Origin of the sequence: Enterococcus sp. AZ194, assembly GCF_051713825.1 — a bacterium.
Classification (GTDB): domain Bacteria; phylum Bacillota; class Bacilli; order Lactobacillales; family Enterococcaceae; genus Enterococcus_K.
On the sequence record NZ_JBIOQR010000001.1, the window covers coordinates 601,467 to 623,024 of the forward strand.

Consider the following 21,558-nt stretch of genomic DNA (forward strand, 5'->3'; position numbering starts at 1 on the left):
AAGAATAGAGCCCGAATAAGTTGTCCCTCGTGTAATCCGAGACAGCTTTTCGGGCCTTTACTGTGGTGATGTGTCAGTTTTATTTCCATAAATAAGGGATAGCATCAAACTAATAGGAGGAAATGTACGACTCATTGCCTTGTTAGATTTCTGCTGGGAAGCATATTCTTTAACCATTAAAGTGAAATATGTGTTTTTTGATACTTTTGGGCTTTGTTCAAAGAGGTTTGGGCTAAAAAAATTTGATATACGAGTGTCGCTTTCTTAATTTAGCTGTGAACAGTAACTTTTTTTGGAATTAATCGAGAAAGAGCTTCTACAAGAAATATAAAAGTAAATGATTTTTGTAGAGGTTACGCCAATATCACTGTTCAAGCCTTTGGAAGATTAGGCGTTTCATCTAGTTTCCAAAAAAATTCATTCTTCCATTAAAATATTGATAAAAAATAACGTTAGTCTTCCATTACAATAGAAAACAGGCATTAATAGGTGATTAATGTACTTTTTATATAACGGAGGAACAAATATGAACAAACTTGCAAAAACAATTTTAATTGGTGGGATGATGCTTGCTTTTGGAATCTTAGGCAATTCGCCAAAAGTTGAAGCAGCAGTGGTCCCTACTTCGACAAGTAGCGAAACTACAGCCATCACTTTAGATGACTATCAATCTGGAACAACAGTTTTTTGGGGTGAATATTTTCAAGATGTAGCCGATATTGTTCTTACAAAAAACGATATAAAAGTAGCGGATGCTTCTATTACTCTACGCGGGGACGGCTCTTATCGAATTCTTGTAGATAAAAAAACGGCTACTGACATTGTTACTCAAGGAGATAAATACCAAGTTGTAGCTTATAATCGTAATCATACAATTTTGGGTCGTCTTCCTTTGGCCAAAACACAAGAAGGATCAAAAATTGACAAAATCTCTTATCAATCTTCCAAAGGCATACTTACAGGAACAGTACCTGAGGGGACAAAGAGTTTAGAAGTTTCTGTTGATGGTTATGCATTCACGGGAGAAATGTTTGACATCGCAACAGACGGAACTTTCAGTTGTACAGTTTCTAATGATCTTTACCATGAGTTAAAAGTAGGTAGCCCTGTACTTACAATTGTGGCTTATAATAATCAACACCAAGAAATTGCTCGTGGTGCGCTCAATCTATAAACTCTCCATCTAAAAGGGACTGTGACATAAGTCTCTAACAAAAAAGCGTGTGAAATGATGAAAAATCGTTCATTTCATACGCTTTTTTAGTTAAAATAAAAGAAACACAGGTAGCCGCCCATGCTTCAAGCATTTAATCCAGAAAGGACTAAAAAATATGTATACATATTATAACATGGATCAACTCACTTTGGACCTATCAACTTCATTTTGTATGTGTCAAGTATTTTGCGGTAACCATTATTTTAGAGTGATAGGTACGGCTCTATTTATATTATTTCACTTTCCTACCGCGCTTCGCTTGGTTGAATTGTGTCAAGTAAATCATTTTTGCTAAAAATAATTTACTTGACACAATTGCCATTTGGTAGGGCATTATGAATTTTTTTAACTACATAATCCGCGAATCAGTTTTCCCATGCCCGTTGATGTTTTTTCTTTTCCTGTTACATGTCCGTATTGAATGCCTACATGCTCTTCAAAACGATTCCAACGCTTACTAGTCGTATTTCTTAATGCTTGTTGGCAGCGTTTCTTCAACGCGTCTTCCGCTTCTGCTGGTGCATAATCTGTCATCAAGCATTGTTCAATTTCTTTGTTTTTTATACTTGATATCACTCGCACCATGGCTTCAGCTCCACTCTTTGTCCAATAGCGTCCTTGTCGTTTCATTCGATAGCTGTACACTCTATGATTGCTTTCACAGGTGCCTATGCATTTTTGAATCCCAGCTAAATTTCGTTGTTCAAAAGGTTGTAGCCACTTCCAGTTTCTAGTTAAGTAGTTTTCTAATAGACGCAGAGATTCTCGGTTTTTTTCTGTGTCTTGCTCGTCCACTAACAGGCTCGCCGCCGTATCTAACGCTACAACGACCTTGTCCCAACTATAAGCTTGCCAAATAGCCTCCATTAGATACGGCTGTAAATCTTTGAAGTTAGAGAGTCTTTCTTTAATTTTTCGATTAACATGGTACGCGTCTAAAAAGAATTCATGCCGTCTACAATTTCCCGCTAGCTCTTCAAATACATTTTTTTCAAAGCCTGAACCACCATCACTATTACTGATGACAATGGTTTTTTCAAGGCGATACGTGTTTGCTAGGTACTCTTGTGTTTCTTTTAGTGCTTGCTTACGGCTAAGGCTTACAAACTCATGATAATTTTTCAACTGTCTTCGATTTTTCCCGACTGGTCTTGAACCTTCACATACTTGAAATCGATAAATTTCTAATTGGTTTTTTTTCTGACCTTTAATTTGAATACCGTCTCCTTCAATGTAAATCGCTGAAGGTCTTCTCTTTTTATCTTTTCTTTCATCATAGCGTTCTTCCGCCGTTTGTTGGCTTTTAATTTCTTCACCCACCTGTAAGACCAACCGGTTTATTTTTCGATGACTCATGGTGAAGGAAGTCAAGAGTTCTATGGCTTTCTCACTATTCCGATACGTCATTTTGCTGGCAAGCTCCGCAACATTTCGTTTGAGTAAATGACTGTACCTATCATGGCTTTTCAATCCTAAAAAGACATCTAACGCATAAACTGAAGACTCGCCTTCCTTGATGTATCGCCTTCTACGGAATTGAATTTCGCCGAATACTGTCAATAATTTCCGATCGTTCTTTTTTCTATTTGATACCCTTGTTTTTTGTATTCTCCAATTAAATCATCATCTATTTGTTCAAAGGCCATTGTGATGATTTCTCGGATCAAATTGGCAAGATAAATGACTAATGCTTTTTCTTTTGCAATAAAATGCGATTCACTCTTTAAAATTTCTGCAATTTCGTTTACAATAGTTTCCATGAAGACCATCCTCTTATTGTTATTGGCCGCTAAACCTAACAATTAGAATAATGGTCTTCTTTCTTTTTTTCAAATCTTACCGCAATATATTTTACACTTAGCTTCATTTTCTCCAAAAGAAAATCACGTCGCTGTTTTCATCAATGAATTAGTGGACTCTCTTCAAATCAATGAACCCTATATTTTTGGACGCCCTAGAGAATATGATCTAGGTGCCATGATGAAGCTAGTTCTGTTTGCCTATACGAGAGAAACCTTCACTAGTCGCAAGATTGAGCGATTGGCTGAAGAAAATTTATATGCCCGATGGCTGACTCAAGAACGCGTGCCTTCTTATCGAACGATTGCCCGTTTCTGCGTGTCCAATGATGTGCAGGAATTGACGAATAAAGGATTAACACATCTGACCGAGTATCTTCGTTCCCGTAATCTCATTGATGATGCGTTGTTTATTGATGGTACGAAAATTCTAGCCGATGCCAATAAATACAGCTTTGTCTGGAAGAAAAACACGATCCGTTTTGATCAGATGAATCGTGAAAAACTCCTTTTCATGATGGCAGAACTAAAAGAAGCTTATGCTGTGAAACAAATTCCCGAAGGGACTTCCCTTTCTTTAGACATGGTAGATGAACTCTTGACCCGAATGGAGTTACGTTTGGATGGACTTGAAAAAGAAGTAGAAGCAACGAAACATATGTCACCTAATCCCGCGAAAAAACAGCGCCGTACACTGAAAAGCCAAGTGCGTAAATTAACCGAAAAACGAGGGAAGCTGATTGAACATCAAGAACAGTTGTCTATTTATGGTGCCCGAAATAGTTATTCGAAGACCGATCATGATGCCACATTCATGCGCGTGAAAGAAGACCATATGATGAACGGTCAATTAAAGCCAGCCTACAACCTCCAAATCGCCACTTGTAATCAATTTGTTTTAGGGTATGATGTTTTTCAAAACCCCACTGATACTAGAACGTTACAGCCATTACTTGAAAAAATGAATGTGGATAGCCAATCACACCGATATATTGTCGCCGATGCAGGGTATGGATCAGAAAGTAATTATCGTTATCTAGAAGATGAACTTCCTCAACACACCGCGCTTATTCCCTATGGGACCTTTTTAAAAGAGAAAAGTAAAAAGTGGAAAACCGATGAGCAAAAAATAATGAACTGGAAGTACAATGAGCATGAAGATTACTATATCGACCCTAAAGGTGTGCGATTTAATTTTCATTCCTATCGCAAAAGAACCGATAAAGATGGATTTATTCGAGATTTTAAAGAATATCAAGCAGAAAAAATTGATCTAAATCAAGAAGTGATTTCCGAAGCTTTAACACCGAAGGGGCATCTTAGAAAAATTACAGTAAACCCTGCTTGGGAATATCATAAAGCCAAACAAAATGAGCTTCTTTCTACCCCTGAAACCGGAAAGGCATATAGCCGCAGGAAGATCGACGTAGAAACAGTCTTCGGATTTATGAAGGCTTGTTTAGGCTTCACTCGATACACAGTTCGAGGGTTAGATAATGTAAGAAAGCAATCAGGGTTACTGATTACGGCAATCAATATGATGAAGCTGGCAAAAATGAGTAATTAAACCAACCAATTATACTAAAAAACAAAATGCACGCGAAAATAAAAATATTTTCGCGTGCATTTTGTTTTTATTGAGGACGTAACTTACTTATGTCACGCCCCCCATTCTAATGACAATTATACGACAAAGTCGCATAACGGCCACCTAATACTATACCACAAAGGAGGTGACGATGTGCGACTTTTTGATATTCAACCTTACGAGCTGCCAAAGTATGATACAGTTGATTGGTTGCAGACTAAATATGCAATAGGTATCTTCCTCCGAACTTACAAAACGAATCGAGAGCGGATGGGATACAGCCAACTCCCAAGGCTATCTCAGTCAGTAGAAATAGTAACCGGGAAGCAAATTAGAGAAGTATGGCCTACTGAAGCAGAAAAGAAACAATTTGAGTACACTGAAGCTTGTTTTAATTATGGGTTTTCTGCAATCATGCATGCATATCGTCCAGAGGTTTCTGAAAGGAGGAGAAAAATATTTTTTTACCGATACTTATATGGATTATCCGTTCCATTAATTAGTGACAGAATTAATTATCAAAAGAATATTATCATTGATGAATCAAAACTATCGATTATTCAGTTTTCACAGTCATTAGATTTATTAGTTGTCACTAGTGTTGCGCAAATATAGTCAGAATAATCTGAAAACTATCTTTCGCTAAAATTTAAAAAAAAGTCGAATGCTTACGCAAGGGATGACTTTTTTCCAGAAAATTTTGGTCGTATTTAACTGAATCCTAAAAGCGTCGACAACGTATTTAGTCAAAATCACCCGGGTCTGTGGCGCTCTAACCAGATTTCTGCAGGCTCAAAACGTAGATAATGAAATGAGCGCTTTAACTGGAAAAGTGTCGCTACCGAATTCAATTCGATCTTTACCAAATAGGTTAACAGCGTCGCGATAAGGGTGAGAATCACTTGATTAATTGCACCTTGTTCGCTTCGTGAGTAAAGTTGCTTGATTGCCAGATTCTGTTTTAAATGTTTGAAAAACAGCTCAATTTGCCAACGTGCTTGATACATGTCGGCGACTTCATTTGGCGAAATATCAAAACGATTGGTAACGATTCGCAAGAGACGTTGACCTTTCGTCAAAACGGTCACAAGACGAAATCGTTCGGTGACGTGATTGTTTCCGCCGCCTAAAATGACGTGTTGATCACTGATAAGTTGACCGTCTGTTGTTTTTGGATTCACGAGTTCAATTTGTTCTAAGACTGTAATCGTCGTATTGGATTTTGTTCGTGTCACAAAGAAATAACCGTCATTGTGCAGGTGATCCAGCAGTTTGTAATCAAAATAGCCGCGATCCACAACATAGGTCGCTTCTGTTTTGTCCACTAAACATTCGAAATGATTCCGGTCATGTTCTTCGGCATTAGTAATCGTAAAATGTTCTGGGTATTGATTGGTTTTGTCCAGATAACAGAGGTTCAAATGAAGCTTGATACCTGCTTTAGTTTTCCGAAAATTTGCCCATGGAAACCGCGTCTTATTCAACGGGATCGTGGTTGAATCAACAAGTTGAAGGCTAGTTGTTTTTGAACTTGGTCGTTCTTTTGCCACTTTCTGAGCCAACTGCGCAAAGATCTCCATTAGAACTTCTTGACTGATTTCAGGAATTTTACGAGAAAGTGAACTGTAGCACAGCGAATCTATGCCTATTTCTTGGCGAAGACTTCGATCCATAAAGGATCTGTCCATTTCGCGAAAGCTTGGAAGCTCTTCATAAACGGCATGTAACAGAACTTTAATTGTGGTCGTGAAGTCCAGTTTTTTACTGTAAGAATTAAATTGTTGCATCCAATTTTTGGCTTCTTCCGATAAATTATTCAAATTTATTGAAGAAAACCATTTCTGAAATGAAGTTTTTGAGTTATACTTATCCATGTTGTGGTCCTTTTTATTGGTCTTGGATAAGTCATCCAAGAGTAGTATAAAGGATTTTTTTTTGTCTGGATAGCTTTATATCAAGTTTTAGATAGGTTGAGGAGTCTTTGCAACACTAGTGATTAGTTGTAAAAGAATAATATGTAAGTTGCCTTTTATACTACGTCGAGTTATAATAAGGTGAGGTGACTAAACATGCTTAGTAAAAAACTAAAAGCGGTTTTTGATAAATATAATGGTACTCTTCCAACAAAAGTTGCTGTAAGAGAAGGAATTAGTAAAGAAACTTTGAGGAAAGCTGCTTTAAGGGGAGATATCGAAAAAGTTGATCGTAGTGGATACGTCCTTCTAGAAGCCTTACAAGATGATTATTTCCTGCTTCAATCAGCTGTGCCAAAAGGAATTATCTCTCATGAGTCAGCAGCTATGTTTTTAAACTATGGGAACTTCTCGCCTTTTGAGTGTCATATGACCTTCCCACATGGATATAATAATCCAAACTTAAACAAGCATCTAATCCGTCCAAAATATGTAAGTAGTTCCTATTATGATTTGGGTGTGACGAAATTGGAAACCTGGCATGGGAATCTAGTTTTTGCATACGATAGAGAGCGAACAGTACTTGATATGTTAGCCAGTAGACACTCATCTGCTGAAACTGTTGAACGTGTTTTAGATGACTATTTTTATGATGATGAAAAAGATCTAAGTCGACTATATGAATATGCAGAAAAAATGAATCGTCTATATTGCCTGAAGGAGGTTAATTTAAAAATTGCTTAGTGAACAGAGAACAAAAAATTTAATCCCAAATTTCAAGAACAACTTAGCCACTTTTCGAAATGAGTGAAAAATATCTGTTATTTCTATGTTCCGCTGTTGATTTGATAGTGAGTTGGTGTGTGGTAGTCTGACTAGGAGACAGTCTGGCTTCCGCCAGACTTCCCAGACGTTAAGCCACATGCCAAGAGGCTCACTGTCAAATCAACTCACAGCTATGCAAACCTCTTGTTCAAATTGCTGTCTGGGTGTTTGGTACCCTAAAATTTTTCTGGGTAAGTCATTCATGCCATCTTCTATCCGCTGAATATCTTTACGACTATACTTCTCTAAGCTCTCATACTTCGGGATTTTACGCCGAATCATGCGGTTATGATTCTCATTCGTCCCGCGCTCGCAGGAAGTATAAGGATGCGTGAAATAGACTTCGCAGTACTCCTTTAATGTGTCTGCTAATGAAGCGAACTCGGAACCATTGTCTGAAGTAACTGTTTTGAAGATTCGTTTGAAGCTTCGGCAACCATATTCTTTGATTAGCTGTCGAATACCATAAGCCACTGAATCTGCGTCTTTACTGTCGATGAGCCGGATAATCTCAAAACGACTTTTTCGCTCAGTCAATGTAAGCAGCGTTGTTTCACAACCACCACGCTTTCCAATGACTGTATCAATTTCAAAATGACCAAACTCTTGACGATCTTCAATGTGAATAGGGCGCTCTTCAATACTCCGACCCAGTACTTTCTTGTTTTTACGGATATGTTTCTTCGGCCGTTTTCGGCTGACTTGACAGTTTAAGTCGATGTTTCTGACTTCTAAAAGCTGAGTATCAATGTACTTGTATAGAGTTGTGGTACAGACCATCTCTTCAGGAGAAAACAATCCGGTACGTTTGGCTGTCCCAACAACGACATCTGGGGCATAATCTGCTGTTTTGAACAGCGTAACGAAATAAGCCAGAAATGAGCGTACTTGGGCAAATTTACAGGGACGATGACACTTCTGACGCTTTTTTTCATAGCAGTTCTGAGCGAATTCAGGATCGTACTTCATAGAGAAGTATTTGATTCCATTGACCTTGCGTACCTGTTCAACTTTCCCACGAGCAAGTTCGTTACTGATGGTTTGACGCTTAACGCCGATTCGACGAGCGATTTCACCATGAGAAAGCCCTTCTTCTTGCCAGCCGGCGATTTTCCCTCGTTCAATGGCAGTTAGGTGTTTTCCCTTTCTGCGATCTGTAGTAGAATGGATATAAGTCATAGTGAAAAATCTCCTTATTGATTGGTGTCGGAACCTCAATAATACACGATTTTTCACTATGATGCTTTTTATTTTGGCTAGTGGCTAACTTGATTATAAAATTTGCGCAAAAAATTTAATTAAAAAATACTCAAAAGAGTACAATTTACTCCCAAACCAACTTTATGGATTATACGGTTTGGAACAACTGTTGTTGAAGCTTAATACGTCTCCATTCAAAGATTCTTTTGTGTTAAAAGGTGGATATCTATTGACTGCAGTCTACGGGTTAGACAATCGGGTTACTCGTGATTTAGATGCGACAATCCGGAAAATGTCTTTGAATCAGCAAAAAGTTGAAGAGATGATTTCTTACATCGAGCAGCCGGACGAACATGGTGTTCAATCCTTTAAACTGATCAAGCAAAAAACAATTCGAGAAAAATTTGAATATGATGGATTCAATTTAAAATTCCACTATATTTTAGGTAAAATGAGAATCCCTATCGAAATTGATATGACCACTGGAGAGCAACTCTTACCGTTAACTGAAGAGAAAGTCTTACCTTTAATATTTAGTGAAGGGAATGTTACTTTTCCTTCTTATCCTCTGGAACAAATTTTAGCAGATAAGCTCTATACGACACTTGCCTATGGCCAAATTGATGACAGAAATTCACGAACTAAAGACCTATATGATATATATTTCTTGTCAACAATGAAACATGACATCTCCATTGAAGATGTAGGCAAAGCTATCAATCGAACATTGCAGCAACGTGAGGTGCAACTTTCACCAAAGGAATTTGAAAAGGTTTTAAGTTCTATCGAGTTATCTTCTTATCAACAAAATTTATGGCGCACATTCGCTGAGTCGAATGTATTCGCAAGAGATGTGTCATTTGCGTCTGTTATGAATGAAGTGAAATCATTCTCAAACAAAGTCACGGGATCCATGTTGTCTTTAAAAGAAAAAAAATTGTCTATAGATGAACGTCTTATTCAAGCCAGAGAAAAGGCTAAACAAAATAATGAGAGTAAAGGACACTCGTCAAGAGAAAAAGATCATGAAATTACTGATTAATTGGAGGGTTTAATATGGAGGGTGTTTTGTTTGGTTCTGTTGCAAAGTTTTAAATAAAGAATAAAATCCCTTACGGTATCTATGATTTAAGCTGGGATTCCCAATAATACCTTGATTTCAGTACAGACCGAAAACCCGAAGAGAGTGCCTTCTTTTCGGGTTTTCTTATATAATCCTCGAATGGCTTCCATGCCTTTAATCGTGGTAGAGGCAGTGCGTAAACTTCGATAGAATTTATTGCGTCTCTTTGCTGGACGATGGTCTTGTTCAATCAAATTATTCAGGTATTTAATGGTACGATGTTCTGTCCCTTGATAAAAGCCGTATTCTTTTAGTTTCTTAAAGGCACTTGTAATAGAGGGGGCTTTATCTGTGACTACAACCTTCGGTTCATCAAACTGCTTCACTAACCGCTTAAGAAAAGCATAGGCTGCTTGTGTGTCCCGTTTTTTACGTAACCAAATATCCAAGGTTAAACCATCTGCATCGATGGCTCGATACAAATAATGCCATTTTCCTTTAATTTTGATGTACGTTTCATCCATTTTCCATGAATAAAAGGAATTTTTATTTTTCTTTTTCCAAATTTGATAGAGTAGTTTGCCATATTCTTGCACCCACGATAAATCGTCGTATGAGAAACGTTAATGCCACGATCATATAAGATTTCTTGAACTTCACGATAGCTAAGGTTATAACGAAGATAGTAGCCCACGGCTACAATAATCACATCCTGCTGAAATTGCTTTCCTTTAAAATGACTCATCGTCATTCCTCCTGCTATCTTTTTCTAGTATTCTACCTTATCTGATAGTAGATTTAAAACTTTGCAACAGAACCAATTTTGGTATTTCTTGGAAGAATCAATTCCAAGAAATATGATTATTCACTCGATAAATGCTGATATATCCCCATTTATAATCCCATAAACAGAATACTTGATTGAAAAAAAAAAGTCAATCATATTCAATAACTCATGTAATAAATGTATGATAGGCGGTGACCTGGGACCGAAAAAAACACTATCTTTGTTTTTTTCGCCGTCAAATGAGCCGTCAAATGAAAGGAATGACCTGTGTGGCACGTAGAGGAGAAAATATTTATAAACGAAAAGATGGACGTTGGGAGGGACGGTATATCAAAGGACGTCGCTTAAACCATCAAATTTATTATGGCTATGTCTACGCCAAAACGTTTAAAGATGTTCGGAAAAAACTGGCAATAAAGAAAAGAGAGTATCAAAATCAGCTGGTTTCTCCCAATTTGTTTACCGGGACTGTTTCCCAGTGGGTAAATAACTGGTTAGTGACGGAACTTCCTTTTCAGGTAAAAGCTTCTACTTTTTCCAGTTATCGATACAAATTAAATAAATATATTTTGCCACATTTAGGCGAGATGCCCGTTAGAAAGGTAACCAGACAAACTATCCAATCACTGATTAATTTACTGCTGGAAGAAGGCCTTTCTGTATCGACTATTCGTACAGCCATTCAGATTTTTAAACAGTCTTTTAACCGTACGAACAAAGAAAATCATGGATACCATGCCATTTTTCAAGGATTACACTATCCATTTTCATTAAGGAAAAAAATTCGTGCGCTCTCTAAAACAGATCAACACCAGTTAGAAAAAGCTGCTGAAACTTCCGAAAATGGGTTACCTATTTTGTTAGCCCTTCATACAGGGCTTAGAATTGGCGAAATTAGTGCATTAAAATGGGCAGATATTAATATGAAAGAAAAGAAGCTCACCGTAACGCGAACGCTTCAACGTATATTTCGACAAGGGGCGGGTACAAAAACTGAAATCCGTGAAGAGTTTGTCAAAAGTTCCTCTTCTCATCGAATCATTCCATTAAATAAAAAGATCCTACAGTGTTTAATCCTACAAAAAGAAAAGGCCAAGGGGGACTATGTTATTGGAACAAATGGCCAGTTTATAGAACCGCGAACCATTACTTACCAGTTCAAGAAGCTTCTCCAATCATTGAATTTTAGAAGCTTGCATTTTCATCAGCTTCGGCATACCTTTGCGACTCGTTTATTAGAGTTGGGCGCCGATGTTGCTTCGGTTAGCTCCTTATTAGGGCATCAATCTGTAAAAATGACACTTGATATCTATGTTGATTCACTTATAGGACAGCGAAAATATTGGATTAATAAATTGGCGTAAAAAATCACTAGATACAGCCAACAACTTTTTGTCAAATTTTTATATAACTAAAGTTATTCATAGGCTGTCTTTTGTTCACTTTTTCTCTCTCTTCGTGAGACCGCCAAGTGTCCGCCGTCAAATGAGCCGTCAACTACTGGAAAACCCTGTAAAGTGTGGACTGGTTAAGGAGTATCTTGGAATTGATTCTTCCAAGAAATAGACCTTCTTCCTTAACCATACTGATAATTTGTAAAATATCAAGGAATATCTATGGGGATATAGTTCTTGCATCCATTATAATCCACGCACCAAACCAATAGAAAAGGGGGGCTGAGAACAGTTTTTTTAAAAAGGGATAATTTCAACCTACACATGGGAGACAAGTGGAAAGATATAGCCGTCAGATTAAATGACAGCTGTTTTTTTGGGGGAGAAAAACCAATGAAAAACGGATACATAGGTGTCATTTTAGTTGTCCATAAATTGGTTTACTTAGAATAAAACGAGCATTGAAGGAGCGAAAAAATGAAAAATAAAAAGAAAAATATACTCACAAAAGTAGTCGTTGCGACGACTTTATTTACCGCCGTTGGCGTTGTACCCGTAGGGAGTGTCTTAGAAGCCCATGCCGAAGATAAAGCTGTTTCAGCAGATGCAGTCGCAGATACAGATTCACCACGTTCAGTTACTATATGGAAATACCAAGTAAAGGATGCATCAGAGTTAGGGAATCGTGGAGATGGAACGTTTGATCCTACCGTAGATAAAGACGTGATTCCAGGCATTAAATTTAAAGTGCAGCGCGTTACACCCATCGTTGGTGGAAACTCACTAACGAATCCAAGAGAACAAAAAGAAGGAACGGATTATACCATTGATACCACTTTTACAGAACAAACGATTACTACGGACGCTTTTGGGAAAGCGGTACTTGATTTGGGTGTTGGGCGTACCAACGACGGGGTGTATCTGATTACAGAGTTGCCTGATGATCGGGCAGATTTAACGTCAACGGATGGCAAAAAAGTCGAAACACCTGCGGATCCATTCTTTGTCTATGTTCCTCAAACCGATCGCAAAGATACAGGGAAATTGATTTATGACGTACAAGTTCAACCAAAAAACATTTTGGAAAGTTTGGTGGATCCAGATAAAACGATTGAAAATGAGAAGGGCCATTCGATTCAAGCCGGACAAGATTTTGAGTGGGAATTGACGGCAAAAATTCCAGCAGGGCTATGGCAAGTCGCAGCACAGAGTGGAGAAATTGATGTGTACGATGCCAATGGAATGATTACCGGTACGTATAACATGGTGGAGGGACAACCGATTGTGATTAAAGATGATACAGGGTTGTTACAACCAAACTTCTCCATGACGGATAAACTAGACAGTCAATTAACGTACAACGATGGCAGTGCCAAGGTTCAAGTAAAAAAAGGGGATACGGGCGCTTGGGAAGACCTAGTACCAGGAGAGTACACAGTCTCCTTTGATGCGGCAACCAACACGTTGAAAACGATGTTAACAGAGGCTGGACTCACAAAAGTTGGCACAACATCAAATGGCTACACAGATATTCAAACCATTTTCACTACAAAAGTTGCCGAAGGCTGGAACGGACTTTTAGAAAATACCTTCACCATTGACTATCAAGTTCCAGGACAAAAACCAAAAACCGTGACACCGCCAGAAGAAGAAAAACCAAAATTTTATACCGGCGGGTTTGATATCGAGAAAACAGGAGAAGATACCAACGCTGTATTAGCTGGGGCAGAATTCATGATTGCCTTGACAAAAGAAGACGCAGAAGCAGGGAAGTTCTTAGCCAGTGATGGAAAAGCCTATGACAAAGAGGCGACTTTACCTGAGGGTGTAACCTTCCAATTAGCGACATCGGATGCATCCGGTCGCGCAGAATTTAATGGGCTAGCCCTTGATTGGGAAGATAAAAATGGGGATAAACTTGTTCAGGAAGAAGAAGTCAGCCGCAGTTATTGGGTAGTGGAAACCAAAGCACCCGAGGGGTATGAATTATTAAAAGCGCCTGTAGAAGTAGAGGTGACCTTATCTACAGCGGATGATACATTGGTTGAATTGAATATTGTGGATAAACCAAAAACCAACTTACCATTTACTGGGGGCGAAGGAACAACGTTATTGATTGCGATTGCCTTGGGTGCGATTACGATAGGTACGGTAGCAATTGCGATTGATAAAAAACGTCGGAAAGCCTAATGGATGATGCATGAAAGGATGGGTAGACGATGCGAAAAACAACACAATTCAAGCAGGTAGTCGCCGTTCTCCTTCCAATTTTCTTTCTTTTAGGGATGGTTCTCACCTTCCCTAAAGGAGAGAGTTTAAAAGCCGATGATTCTGAACAGCCTTTTGCGAAGGTGAAGCTCGCAGGGAAGACAGAAACGTTGACCGATCGTTTTGTGAAAGAAGAGCTGGTGAAAGTAGTGTTGATAGGAAAGAAAACAACATTGCTTCAATTACCGGACCATGCCTCTTATGACGTTTATCAAACCACAGAAGAAGGGACTCGATTCGCTATTGCAGAGAAACGAGTCACGGATGTCGATGAATTATTGAAGAAACAAGCTTCTGAAGCGGAACCTACGACAAGTGAATCTCAAGAGACAGAAGCCTCTTCTACAAAAGAGACCGAATCGGCTGAGATGCTTGAAGAAGGGATTGAGCCAGCACTTTTTCATGTTGCTTCAGAAAACGGCAAAGGGAAGACCTATTTTCAAGTAGTCGAAGGAAAAGCACTCACGTTCACGATTGAACGAAAATCAATGGAAGAAATCCCCCTCATTTTGACCTCTGCCCAAGAGGAGGAGAGGAGCCAGCGGCTTTTTACATTCGAATCAGTGGCGTCTACTGAAACTACTCACTCTTCTAAAGAGATACATTCGTCAGAAACAAGCGAACAAATGGAGACATCAACAAAAGCGCCTGTTGTATCAGAAAATACGTCAGAGACTAGTTCTGAAGCTGGAAAACAGAAACAATCAATGAGTTCTTCTGAGGAAACGAAGCCGCATTCGAAAGAGTCTCCAAAACAACAGGGAACAGAAACACCAGAAATCTATAATCATGTGTCAGAGGTGGAAACAAAACCAACGAAAAAGACGTTAGACGAATTAACTTCGGCAAATTACAAAGAAGCAGACTCGTTAAAAACACCTCTATTTTTTGGGAAGGAACCAAAAGCTATCAACAAATCTGATGCTGATTCACCAATCATTATTCGGGATGCCAAACTAACTACGAAAACAGGAACGGCTGATTTTGACGCCAATAACGACCCTGGGAATGATGCAGGAGAAGACAACGATCTTGTCCGAACCTTCGATCAGATTGGGTATTTGGTTTCCTTTTCCATTCAAAACACCAAAGTAGATACGGAATATACTGATATTCGCTATCGGGTGATTACAGAAATGCCCAATGCGGTGGAGGTAACGAACACTGTTCCGCGAAACAATGGAGAAATTGCGAATGGCACGTATATTGATAGGCCGACAGAAGATGGTTCAAAGGTTTCAGAAGGAGTAATGGAATCGGTCATTACTGATTCTGGCCAAGTTTTTGTGCCTATCATTTTAAATGTTTATGGAGCCATTCATGGGCAACAAATTCAACCAACGATTCAATTGGAGATTGTGGAAGCCAAAAATGTTAAGACAGGTGAGGTAGAAACCTTCAATAAAAAGTATGATTTGAATGAGTTACCCAATTTAAAAACCCCTATCACTAAAGTCTCTGCGAAGCCTTCGGTAGGCATTCGATTGTTTCAGGGAGATGTCAAAGATAGTTCTGTATTTGGTGTAACTAATTCCAATATTAATGCTTATGATGTAGGTGTTGTGACAGTATTACAGCCATTACCCGGAAGAAACGATTATAAAGGATCGACGTTTCCAACAGGACCTATTACCTACCAAATTAAACAAAAAGGGGCTTATCAAATTGGAGCAAATGCTGAGCAAGCAATGACAACTGCCCAATATAGCCCGTTTTCAATGAAAGCTTATTCTCCAGCCATCAATGACCGTAGCAAAGCAGATTGGAAAAAAAGCGGGACCGTAGATACTTCTAAATTTGTTCGACCTTTAAATATACCAAATGCCAACACCAAAAAAATCTATACTTCCCAACCCACAGAAGATTTGTCTCAAATAGGGGTCTATTCTTCAGGTTCATTCAGTAATACAGATAGTAACTATGTAACCGATGTTAAAAATAGTGATTATGTAGGTGTTTTAAATCCGTATACCTATAACATGACTGGAAATCGAACCTCCGCAGCTATGGATAAAGCTTTTTCAAGTATGGAACTCATCTATCAATGGGATAAGACGACTACCTATAATACTGGAATAAAAAATAAGTGGACACAATACAGAATAGGGTTATCTGTAGAATCAGTTTCATATGACGGAATCACAATAAGTAATGATTCGACGGTATGGTTCCAAGACGTAGTTACTCCCCCAGGGTCATACGGAAGTTCTCCCAATATTGGTGTGCCAACAGTTGGAGGTGTCTATGGCACTAGATGGGGAGAAAAATATTCATCCGCATCAGTAGGGAAAACAACTGTTGAAACAGGTGTTGGAAATGCGCAGGTTTCACAGGGACAAAAGGCAGCTCTTTTTGACTATGCTAAAACAACAAATACTACTATTGTAAAAGAATCTGAACATATTTTGATGTGGGATCCGAGTGCATTTAAATTTGATATGACAAGAACTGCTTATGGAAATCCATATACAATCAAGAATATAGTTGAAACTTATCAATATGGTGTTCCCATAACACCTGATAAAACCTCGCCTTATACAATGCAAGTAGGAAAAGTAGCCGATAACAAAAAATTATACACATGGTATGACACCCCTGAAGAAGCATCTTCAAATGGGGAAATTGGGGCAGTTACTTATAAAGCAACATTTGATCATGATCCAGATCAGTCTGTATGGGCTAGTAAATACTTACAAACAGGACCTTTGATACCAGTTACTGTTATTGCGAAACCAGGAAGTAAGACCCCAAAGGGGAACCCGATTGTTATTTTAGCTGCCCATCAATTTTTAGACAAGAATGGGGATATGCTTTATGAAGGTCCGAATGAAGGATTGGATCATCCAGGTAAGAGTGGATATTATACTAGTGATAAAAAGTATGGAACGTACGTGCCTTCTACGTTTGATTCTTCTGGAAATCTTCTGACAAAAAATATGGAATATTGGAATTACATTGGAGATACTATATTTGTTAAAAATATGGCTATTACCACGAAAACAGAGGTCGTTAAGTCACTCTATCAATCAAATGAGGATATTGACATCAAAGTGACTGGTGTCATGACAGGAAGTGACACAGTGACTTATGATGGCGCCCTCACCACTACCTTACCAAAGGGAATCTCCTACAAACCCAAGACGTCAACGGATGCTACCGGAAATCCACTTCCAGAGCCTATTGTTACGTCTGATGCAAATGGGACGACCACTCTTCGTTGGGTATTTTCTAAGTTATCAAATGACCAACGACAAAAAGGGATTGAAGTGAATTTTCAGGCAACTTCTGATTTTACTCAGCTAACCTTTAAGGACAGCGGGTACACAAATAGTTTGGTTGTAAAAACCGTTGGAGAAATGTGGGTTAATGGGGATCCGTCTTTGAGCGATACCAGTGTAGAAGGTGTTCGTGCTTCCCAAGATGATTTTATTGAACTCTTAATTCAACAACTTATTTTGAGTAAGAAGGCAGATAAACCGTCGATTGAGGTAGGAGACATCGATCCTGTAGGAATAGATAATCGCCTGACGTACACGGTGAAGATGGTGAATAATAGCGCAGGGCCGCTTCCGAATGTGAAGTTGTTGGATGTTCTGCCTTATGATGGTGATTCTCGCGGGACGAAGTTCAAAGGAACCTATACTGTGGAATCGGTCAAAGTCAATGATCCCTCTTCAAAAATTAGTTATACGACGACCTCGGTCGATGAACAGATGGACCCCAATGATGTCACTGGGTGGACCGATTATACCGGAGGGGCAGCGAGTAAAAATGCCAAAGGGATTTTAGTTTCCACCCCTTCGTTGGCTGTTGGACAGACCGTTGAATTGACCATTACCTTAAAACCAATCGGGCAAAAAGCGGGAGATGTTTTGGTGAATGACGCAGGGATGAATTCAGACTTGCATCTACCTGTCAATTCACAAGCGGTATGGACACGGGTCTATGGACGTGACCTATCGGGGATTGTCTGGTATGACGACAACTATGATGGCTTGATTGGGCATAGGGCAAATGGTTCTCCAGAGCTTTTCGCAAAGAATATTCCAGTGAAGCTCTACCGGTCGAGTTTGTCAGATACGGCGTATAAAGACCAATTAGTGGAAGCTAGTTTGACAGGGGAGAAATTTGTCGATGCATCGGGGAACTCACTGGTTCAAACAGATACCAATGGTTTCTATACATTCGCAAATCTTCCAGAAGGAACGTATGTCGCAGAATTCATAATTGGAGAGAAAGTGGTAAAAAAAGAAGTTCAAATCACTACTCCCGAGGTGGGAGACGACCCAACGAAAAATTCGAAGGCGAGTCAAGAAACCTATAAAACACCTGGGTATCTCCAGCCTCTCTTAGCTGATTTGCCAGAAAAAACCACACCTACAGATTCTGTGCATCATATTACGGATGTCAATCTTGGGTTAATTCGTTCGTCAACCATTCGGTTGTTTAAATATGCTTCTGGTACCGCTGTGGATGCGAATAAAGACGGCGTGCTAAGTGACGTAGAAAAAGCGACAGGGACGCCTCTGGCAGGCGCAGAGTTTACCATTTACCAAGAGGGGAAAGCGCTAGGAACAGCTGTCACCGATAGTAAAGGCTTCTTAACGTTTGACTTCTTCTTTAGAGGAACGTATACGCTGATTGAAACGAAAGCGCCAGATGGCTATGAATTAGTGAAACATCCGATTGAGGTGGAAATTTCAGAAGGAAACGAGACCATTCTATTGTATCAAGAAGATGAGCCACTAACGAAGCTTCCTTATACAGGTGGAAATGGGCCCGTTCGCCTGTTTCTTCTTACCTCTGCGAGCCTCTTCCTGATAGGGTTAATAGGAATTGCCTGGTACTATCGAACACCAAAACAGAAAGGAGAACGGTAATATGAAAACGTATGGATTTTCAGTGTTGATGCTTGTTTCTCTTGTTTTTCTTTTGGTGGGGAATCCGGTCATGGCTTATGGGGCAGAGAATGACTCGTATGCCATTTCTATCCAGAAATATAAATTAGATGAATCGACTGCGTTGCCGGAAGATTTTCCACACGATGGATCGAAAGCAACAAAGGTTTTGGATGCGAAAGGAAACGCCCTTGCCCCTCTTGCGGGGATTCACTATGAAATTGTCCGAGTGACCCCCGTATCTGAGGGGAGCGGATTTCAAGTAGTTGAAGGGGTAGAGGCCTTTGCCACAACCATTGTGACCGATCAATCAGGTTTGGCAAGAATCGATGGTCTGGTGCAAGGGATGTACCGTGTGACGGAAAAAAATGCCAATACCTTAAAGAACGTGATGGAGCCAGTGATTTTAGAACTTCCTCTGCCGCAACCTGATGGGAAGGCGGCACTTTCAGAAGTCTACCTCTATCCAAAGTCAAGTATCGTTTCGAAAACAAACGAGCCAACCCCCTCTAAGAGTAAGGAGCGACTGCCACAAACCAGTGGCAATATCGGAAACTATCATCCGTTTGTTTATGTGAGTCTGGTCATTTTACTTATGGGTGGTCTAGGATTTTTGTCGATGAAACAAAAAAAATCTACTCAGTAAACAAAAGAGGAAACAAAATAAAATGACTTCACACACGAACATGATCGTTTGTTTCTGATGTTTATGAAGAGTTTAGGAGATCTGGAAATAACTAGTATAGTTATGATTCAGACTCCTTCTCTTTCTTTCCTTGAATAGAAAATCTTGAAAAAAGAGGGGGATGTGCGTGTGGGAAAGAAACCGAAAAAGGCAAAAAAGCACTCCTTTCTGATGATTTTTGCTTGTTTGATGATTTTTGCTGGTACGTTGATTTTACTGTATCCGATTGTTGGGAATTACTTGGCGAATCGGGAACGAAGTGAAGCCGTCTCGCAATACGATGATACGTTAAAGAAAATGAGTCAAGAAGAACGAGACGCACAACTGGTTCTGGCAGAGAAATACAATGACTACATTTATAAAAAGCAACAAGGGGAATCCGTTGAGCCCATTGTGTATCGCTCTGTCGCAAGTGAAGGGGCGGTTATGGGTACGTTGGATATTCCAGCCTTAGACATTCAATCGCTGCCCTTTTATCATGGGACGTCCTATAAAACCTTGGATAAAGGCTTGGGGCATTTTGAACCTTCCTCCATTCCAGTAGGTGGTATAAATACGCGTTCAGTGATTACCGGTCATAGCGGGGTGAAAAACCAGGTATTGTTTACCGATGTAAAAAATTTGGTAGAAGGAGACATTTTCTTTGTCAATATTCTAGGCAAGCGTCTAGCGTATGAAATTGATTCGTTTGAAGAAGTGCTGCCTAGTGAAGTGGACAAAGTAAAAGTTATTTCTGGAAAAGATACGGTGACCTTACTTACCTGTACACCGCCTGGAATTAATACGTACCGCTTATTGGTGACCGGGCATCGAATTCCGTATGAAGAAGCCTTGAATAAAAAAGTGACAAAACGAAATCTATGGAGTTATCAAACCGTTGTGCTCTTGACGTTAGCACTCAACCTTCTGTTCTTCTTGATTTTAATGGGTATCTATCGGTATCAGGTCAAACGATTCCGTTCCAAAGATCCCCTCATTTCCCAAAAGGGACGCAAGCGATTAAAACAATTGTTTTTTGTCACCAAATGTTTATTTGTGGCTTTGTTTCTCTCGATGGTGACGATTCTGGGAATCGCGATTTATGGGTATGCTCATATGCAGGAAGAAACGGACATGCCGCTGATTAATATCGGACAACAAGAAGAAATCAGTGAGTATAATTTAGATAAAATCAGTCAAGCCAATTATGAAGAAAAACAAATTGCTAGTGTGAATGTGTCTAATTATGCGGAGGCAAAAACGGTATTTCAACAAACCACTAATAACTGGGGCATAGGAAAACTGGTGATTCCTAAGGTATCCATTGATTTACCCATTCTTGCCGGATTAGCGAATGAAAATTTGTTGACGGGTGCCGCTACTTATCGAAAAAACCAACAGTTAGGCAAAGGGAACTATGTGTTGTTAGCCCATAATATTTTTGACAAAGATGTTCTTCTCCATCGGATTCAAGACTTATCTGAAGGGGATAGTATTTATACAACGGATTTTAAAGATATATATACCTATAAGGTGACGATTAATAAAGTCATTGAAGAGACAGAAGTCGCCTATGTAGAAAATGAACTGTCAGGAACTGCGGCACTTCTCACGCTTCTTCGATGTGAAGGCGATATAGGGACGATTTATCGTCGCGTGGTTCAAGGAGAATTAAGTAGTATTCAACCTTTAAAAACGGCTGATAAAGAAGCAATAAAGGCGTTGGGACTCCTTCAAACAAACCAGAAAATTACGGGAGAATTAGTCAAAAAAAATCCCATTCGTTCCTTTGAAAAAAAGAGTATGATGTTGTCGGCAAAAATTATCTCTGAACCTATGCAGACCATTGTCCCACTGTTTCTTTTGTTTTTGATGCCGATTTTGTTTTTGAATGTTATTCGATAAAACTATTTTTTAGAGTAGCTGTTTTTAGAGTATGAATG

At 39.2% G+C, this 21,558-nt stretch carries 15 protein-coding genes; 10 read left to right on the top strand and 5 right to left on the bottom strand.

Annotated elements, in window-relative coordinates:
• Positions 1–526 precede the first annotated feature (526 nt).
• Entirely contained in the window at positions 527–1,174 is a 648-nt protein-coding gene (locus IGI37_RS02975; RefSeq protein WP_438759915.1) for a hypothetical protein, read from the top strand.
• Positions 1,175–1,561: 387 nt separating this feature from the next.
• On the opposite strand, the gene IGI37_RS02980 is transcribed toward IGI37_RS02975, so the two are convergent.
• Complete coding sequence (locus tag IGI37_RS02980; RefSeq protein WP_438759916.1) at positions 1,562–2,776, bottom strand: ISLre2 family transposase; 1,215 nt, start codon at positions 2,774–2,776, stop codon at positions 1,562–1,564.
• Positions 2,773–2,976 carry a hypothetical protein gene (locus tag IGI37_RS02985; protein WP_438759917.1) on the bottom strand — a complete coding sequence of 68 codons (204 nt, stop codon included), beginning with the start codon at positions 2,974–2,976 and terminating at the stop codon, positions 2,773–2,775. The genes IGI37_RS02980 and IGI37_RS02985 overlap by 4 nt, the downstream gene beginning before the upstream one ends.
• 73 nt (positions 2,977–3,049) lie before the next feature.
• On the opposite strand from IGI37_RS02985, the gene IGI37_RS02990 reads away from it, so the two are divergent.
• Together IGI37_RS02990 and IGI37_RS02995 are read left to right on the top strand one after the other, a co-directional pair.
• Positions 3,050–4,582, top strand: coding sequence for an IS1182 family transposase (locus IGI37_RS02990; protein ID WP_438763569.1), 1,533 nt, complete (start codon positions 3,050–3,052; stop codon positions 4,580–4,582).
• 174 nt (positions 4,583–4,756) lie between these two features.
• A complete protein-coding gene (locus IGI37_RS02995; protein ID WP_438759918.1) occupies positions 4,757–5,218 on the top strand; it encodes a transcriptional regulator, ArpU family protein in 462 nt (153 codons plus the stop codon).
• A gap of 137 nt (positions 5,219–5,355) precedes the next feature.
• Here IGI37_RS02995 and IGI37_RS03000 read toward each other — a convergent pair whose 3' ends face one another.
• The gene (locus IGI37_RS03000) at positions 5,356–6,477 is read right to left on the bottom strand and encodes an IS4 family transposase (RefSeq protein WP_438759920.1); all 1,122 of its coding nucleotides are present in this window, start codon (positions 6,475–6,477) and stop codon (positions 5,356–5,358) included.
• A 195-nt stretch (positions 6,478–6,672) separates the two neighbouring features.
• Between IGI37_RS03000 and IGI37_RS03005 the strand changes: the two genes are divergently transcribed.
• Positions 6,673–7,260 (top strand): type IV toxin-antitoxin system AbiEi family antitoxin domain-containing protein, encoded by a 588-nt coding sequence (locus tag IGI37_RS03005; RefSeq protein WP_438759921.1) that lies wholly within the window; start codon positions 6,673–6,675, stop codon positions 7,258–7,260.
• A gap of 201 nt (positions 7,261–7,461) precedes the next feature.
• Here the strand turns inward: IGI37_RS03005 and IGI37_RS03010 are convergent, their stop codons facing one another.
• A complete protein-coding gene (locus IGI37_RS03010) occupies positions 7,462–8,520 on the bottom strand; it encodes an IS30 family transposase (RefSeq protein ID WP_438759922.1) in 1,059 nt (352 codons plus the stop codon).
• 178 nt (positions 8,521–8,698) lie between these two features.
• On the opposite strand from IGI37_RS03010, the gene IGI37_RS03015 reads away from it, so the two are divergent.
• Complete coding sequence (locus IGI37_RS03015) at positions 8,699–9,583, top strand: nucleotidyl transferase AbiEii/AbiGii toxin family protein (RefSeq protein ID WP_438759923.1); 885 nt, start codon at positions 8,699–8,701, stop codon at positions 9,581–9,583.
• Positions 9,584–9,669: 86 nt separating this feature from the next.
• Here IGI37_RS03015 and IGI37_RS03020 read toward each other — a convergent pair.
• A protein-coding gene (locus IGI37_RS03020; RefSeq protein ID WP_438759924.1) for an IS6-like element IS1216 family transposase occupies positions 9,670–10,349 on the bottom strand; the annotation gives its coding sequence in 2 pieces (ribosomal slippage) (positions 9,670–10,205 and positions 10,205–10,349; 681 coding nt in all).
• A 302-nt stretch (positions 10,350–10,651) separates the two neighbouring features.
• Between IGI37_RS03020 and IGI37_RS03025 the strand changes: the two genes are divergently transcribed.
• From IGI37_RS03025 to IGI37_RS03045, 5 genes are all read left to right on the top strand, one after another.
• Entirely contained in the window at positions 10,652–11,755 is a 1,104-nt protein-coding gene (locus tag IGI37_RS03025) for a tyrosine-type recombinase/integrase (protein WP_438763570.1), read from the top strand.
• Positions 11,756–12,262: 507 nt separating this feature from the next.
• Positions 12,263–13,975 (top strand): SpaH/EbpB family LPXTG-anchored major pilin, encoded by a 1,713-nt coding sequence (locus IGI37_RS03030; protein WP_438759926.1) that lies wholly within the window; start codon positions 12,263–12,265, stop codon positions 13,973–13,975.
• A 29-nt stretch (positions 13,976–14,004) separates the two neighbouring features.
• Positions 14,005–18,933, top strand: a complete 4,929-nt coding sequence (locus IGI37_RS03035; RefSeq protein WP_438759927.1) for a SpaA isopeptide-forming pilin-related protein — start codon at positions 14,005–14,007, stop codon at positions 18,931–18,933.
• A 1-nt stretch (position 18,934) separates the two neighbouring features.
• Complete coding sequence (locus IGI37_RS03040; protein WP_438759929.1) at positions 18,935–19,597, top strand: SpaA isopeptide-forming pilin-related protein; 663 nt, start codon at positions 18,935–18,937, stop codon at positions 19,595–19,597.
• Between the two features lie 168 nt (positions 19,598–19,765).
• Positions 19,766–21,520 (top strand): class C sortase, encoded by a 1,755-nt coding sequence (locus tag IGI37_RS03045; RefSeq protein ID WP_438759930.1) that lies wholly within the window; start codon positions 19,766–19,768, stop codon positions 21,518–21,520.
• Positions 21,521–21,558: the final 38 nt, after the last annotated feature.

Excerpts from the sequence above, each read along its gene's own strand:
- IGI37_RS03030 (WP_438759926.1), top strand. The coding sequence starts at position 12,263 with ATGAAAAATAAAAAGAAAAATATACTCACAAAAGTAGTCGTTGCGACG.
- IGI37_RS03040 (WP_438759929.1), top strand. The coding sequence starts at position 18,935 with ATGAAAACGTATGGATTTTCAGTGTTGATGCTTGTTTCTCTTGTTTTT.
- IGI37_RS03025 (WP_438763570.1), top strand. The coding sequence starts at position 10,652 with ATGACCTGTGTGGCACGTAGAGGAGAAAATATTTATAAACGAAAAGAT.
- IGI37_RS03005 (WP_438759921.1), top strand. The coding sequence starts at position 6,673 with ATGCTTAGTAAAAAACTAAAAGCGGTTTTTGATAAATATAATGGTACT.
- IGI37_RS03000 (WP_438759920.1), bottom strand. The coding sequence starts at position 6,477 with ATGGATAAGTATAACTCAAAAACTTCATTTCAGAAATGGTTTTCTTCA.
- IGI37_RS03035 (WP_438759927.1), top strand. The coding sequence starts at position 14,005 with ATGCGAAAAACAACACAATTCAAGCAGGTAGTCGCCGTTCTCCTTCCA.
- IGI37_RS02985 (WP_438759917.1), bottom strand. The coding sequence starts at position 2,976 with ATGGAAACTATTGTAAACGAAATTGCAGAAATTTTAAAGAGTGAATCG.
- IGI37_RS02975 (WP_438759915.1), top strand. The coding sequence starts at position 527 with ATGAACAAACTTGCAAAAACAATTTTAATTGGTGGGATGATGCTTGCT.
- IGI37_RS03010 (WP_438759922.1), bottom strand. The coding sequence starts at position 8,520 with ATGACTTATATCCATTCTACTACAGATCGCAGAAAGGGAAAACACCTA.